Source organism: Moorena sp. SIO3I8 (assembly GCF_010692325.1).
GTDB lineage: Bacteria > Cyanobacteriota > Cyanobacteriia > Cyanobacteriales > Coleofasciculaceae > Moorena.
Genome location: NZ_JAAHHW010000286.1, coordinates 1 through 2226 on the forward strand (window position 1 = coordinate 1; position 2226 = coordinate 2226).

Sequence of the window (2226 nt, forward strand, 5' to 3'; positions counted from 1 at the left end):
CCTTGTCCCAACTTCAAGACATTTGGTAGTGTTGTTACTATGTTGTTGGCATAACCGGACGAATGCTGACGATTTTTCCTCCCATACGAGTAATGCGCTGCATCTCTTCATTCATTTGGCTGTAGGGAACCTGAATAAAGATACTGCTACTCTTGGGTAAAGGGTAACTGTTTTTAGTGTTTTCTTCCTTATGCCATAACCCTGTTACCTCATAGACAAAGGTACGACTTTCTGATGGTGAATTAGAACTGTCAAAAATTAAAGATTCACCCAGCATGTTTCCGATACCTCCTAATAGCTAACTCAGATTAGATCAACTCCCGAACTTCTATTTTTAGAGCAAATGTGATCTAAGCAAGTGTTATACTAGCGACTTTACCTCCCATTTTGTTAATTTTCTGGAGCGTATCCGATAGCTTCTCATAAGGAACCAGAAGCTCTTTGCTAACGCGGCGCACTTTGGGATATCTAGGCAAGTTCATTCCTGATACTTCCAACCGATAAATACGACCTTCTCTTGCTGGACTTCGGAAGGTTTTATTGGGCGTAACACCTTTTTCAGAGGCTCGGTACGCCCAACCTTCACTACCGCCGGAAGGACCAACCACTGCTGAAACACTATTAAGAGCAAGTTCACTAGCAAGGCGAGACGCTTTACCTTCAACTTGTGCGCGATCGCTATTGGCATAGCCTCGGTAAAGGCGGAACATGCGAGTAAAGCCCACAACCTTTTGTCCGGTTTGAGTTGAGAAGCCTCGATAATAAGGCACGATGAAGTCACCAAAGTTTTCATCGTATTCAGCAGAATCGATATAGGAATCAATATCTGCTTCAAAGCCCTTGTTTTGGTAGAGGTCAAGGTGGTAAATTACCTCAGACTCATCATAGGGAGCTCGACCTAGCAAGTGCTTCAAGTTTAACTCAATCACCCGAGTTTGGAAGCTGTTGTACAGAAATTTCGACTTGTATAGCTCCGACTTAGCTACAGCTCGCACAAACTCCCGCACCGTGAGAGAGCCATTGCAGAGCAGGGATTCTAAACCGGTGAGGCGCTCATAAGCCATGATGTAGTCGTTACCGAGTACTTGTCGGTAAACAGCTTGAATGACGGCTTTGGCATCATCTTGGCTCCAGTTGGGGCGCAGTTCAATGGGGTTGCTATTGCTAAAGGCAGAGGTGCCTAAGCGGGATGCTGCTGTTGTAATTGCCACTTACTCTACTCCTATAGGACTCGACGTTTAGATGTTCTAGAAACTTCAGGCACGGGTAATACTCATGACTTGACAACCGCGCTTGTTTAGTTTTTGCAGGGTGGGAGATAGCCGTTCGTAGGGCACGACATATTCACTGATGCTGCGCCTGATCTGAGGGGCACGTCCCAGACCTCCTTGAGTTACTCGGAGTCGATAGAACTGTCCCTGAATGTTTGCAGTTGTGCCGGTGAGTGCTTGTCCGCCATTTGGGGTTCGCACGGGGTTTGCCATATTGCGAGCTAGCTCATAGGTTAAACTAGCACGACCGCCCTTGCCCTGAGCGCGATCGCTATTGGCGTAACCACGATAGAGCTCGAACATGCGGGTAAAGCCGACGGTTTTTTGTCCCGGTTGATTGGAAAAGCCTCGATAGTAGGGTACGATGGAGGTGCCAAAGTTCTGCTCATACTCAAGGGAGTTTATGTAGGAGTCGATATCTGCCTCAAACCCCTGGTTTTGATAGATATCGAGATGATAGATGATTTCAGACTCATCATAGGGAGCCCGACCGAGTAGGTGCTTGAAGTTCAACTCAATTACTCTCGGATGAAAGTTGCTGTAGAAGAATTTCGACTTGTAGATTTCTGACTTGGCGACAGCCCGCACAAAATCCCTTACAGTCAGGTAGCCTTGGCAGAGTAAAGACTCAGCACTGGTGAGACGCTCAGAAGCCATGAGATGGTCGTTTCCGAGTACTTGTCGGTAAACAGCCTGGATAACAGCCTTAGCATTGTCTTGGGTCCAGTTGGGGCGCAGTTCAATGGGGTTGGCATTGCTAAAGGCGGAGGTTCCCAGCCAGGATGCTGCTGTGGTAATTGCCACTTGTTGTTCTCCTAATTTTTAATATTGCTTGATAGTGGTGAGATTTCAGTTGCCTTAGGCTGGCGTAATACTTGTTATTCGATCACCTTGCTTGCCAAGCTGCCGCAAAGTATACGATAACTGATCGTAAGGCACCAGATACTCGCTAATT

Annotated in this window: 4 protein-coding genes; all 4 read right to left on the minus strand. The window is 46.8% G+C overall.

Going from position 1 to position 2226, the window contains the following annotated elements; translation table 11 throughout:
* Window positions 1-37: 37 nt before the first annotated feature.
* The 4 genes from F6K51_RS36225 to F6K51_RS38830 all read right to left on the minus strand — a co-directional run bounded on the left by F6K51_RS36225 (window position 38) and on the right by F6K51_RS38830 (window position 2210).
* Window positions 38-277, minus strand: a complete 240-nt coding sequence (locus F6K51_RS36225; RefSeq protein WP_293030731.1) for a phycobilisome linker polypeptide — start codon at window positions 275-277, stop codon at window positions 38-40.
* 73 nt (window positions 278-350) lie between these two features.
* The gene (locus F6K51_RS36230; RefSeq protein WP_293030733.1) at window positions 351-1211 is read right to left on the minus strand and encodes a phycobilisome linker polypeptide; all 861 of its coding nucleotides are present in this window, start codon (window positions 1209-1211) and stop codon (window positions 351-353) included.
* Window positions 1212-1256: 45 nt separating this feature from the next.
* A complete protein-coding gene (locus tag F6K51_RS36235) occupies window positions 1257-2075 on the minus strand; it encodes a phycobilisome linker polypeptide (RefSeq protein WP_293030735.1) in 819 nt (272 codons plus the stop codon).
* Between the two features lie 54 nt (window positions 2076-2129).
* Window positions 2130-2210, minus strand: coding sequence for a phycobilisome linker polypeptide (locus tag F6K51_RS38830; protein ID WP_365940607.1), 81 nt, complete (start codon window positions 2208-2210; stop codon window positions 2130-2132).
* Window positions 2211-2226: the final 16 nt, after the last annotated feature.

Excerpts from the sequence above, each read along its gene's own strand:
- F6K51_RS36225 (WP_293030731.1), bottom strand. The coding sequence starts at position 277 with ATGCTGGGTGAATCTTTAATTTTTGACAGTTCTAATTCACCATCAGAA.